This is a genomic window from Loigolactobacillus rennini DSM 20253, assembly GCF_001436505.1.
Lineage (GTDB): Bacteria > Bacillota > Bacilli > Lactobacillales > Lactobacillaceae > Loigolactobacillus > Loigolactobacillus rennini.
In genome coordinates, this window is record NZ_AYYI01000041.1 from 1 (window position 1) to 1,022 (window position 1,022).

At 40.2% G+C, this 1,022-nt stretch carries 1 protein-coding gene; it reads right to left on the reverse strand.

All coding sequences use genetic code 11. From position 1 onward, the window contains the following. Positions 1 to 30 precede the first annotated feature (30 nt). Positions 31 to 954 carry an IS30 family transposase gene (locus tag FC24_RS06685; protein WP_057874119.1) on the reverse strand — a complete coding sequence of 308 codons (924 nt, stop codon included), beginning with the start codon at positions 952 to 954 and terminating at the stop codon, positions 31 to 33. Positions 955 to 1,022: the final 68 nt, after the last annotated feature.

Here is a 1,022-nt window from a genome sequence, read left to right on the forward strand (position 1 = left end):
GGCAGATTGCAAGAAATAACTTGAACAAATTTAGTAACGCAGATTACGCAAAAAGATCTCAATCGGTGTTCGCCAATTTAAACATTTGAGTGGTCGGCAATTCAAATACCAGTTAATTTGAATCAATTCATCATCGGTAATCTCATCAATCGGTTGACCTTTGGGAATGAAGCGGCGTAGTACTCGGTTGCGATTTTCATTACTGCCTCGTTCATGTGGCGAATAAGCGTGCGCAAAGTACAGCGGAACACCGGCCTGTTCTTCAATCAAATTGTAGTTGGCGAATTCTTTCCCATGGTCAACAGTAAGGGTCTTGAGATTATCTCCTAACTGGTTAGCCAATTCTAAAATAGCCTTGGTCATTGAAGTACTATCTCGTCCATTAAGCCGTTTAACGATGGTAAGCCGACTCTTACGCTCGACAAACGTAGCTACTGCTTGACCTTTACGTTTTCCAGATAAAACTGTATCAGCTTCGAAGTGACCTGAAGTATTACGATCAGAAATTTCAGCTGGACGATCTTCGATGGAACGTCCATGACTAAAACTACCACGGGTTTCTTTAGATCGTTTGCGACGAATACCATGGTCAGGTAAATCAGTCACATTAATATCCAGTAGTCCCTGATCAATCCAGTTATAGATGGTTTTGTAGGCAATTCTAACTACATGAGCCACTTGTTCAATTGACCATTTTTGGATCTTGATTTTTTCTTCAATCAATCGCTTTAGGTTAGTCGTTAAGATGGTTTTACGACCACGATGACTAAGTTTAACTTCATGGTCAGTTTGAGCCTTAACTGCGTGATACTCACCAGCTAAGCGATGAACCTCATTAAAGATAGTGGTTTTACTAAAGCCTAAATAATCGGCAATATATTGAAGTGAGTGCTTTTCATGATGAAGTGTTTCGATGACAACGCGGTCTTCAAATGATAAAATAGTGGTGCCCATAAAGGTCCTTCTTTCTAGTGGAATGTTGTGGTGACACCATTAAAGACCTTTATGGGTTTTTCTGTCCA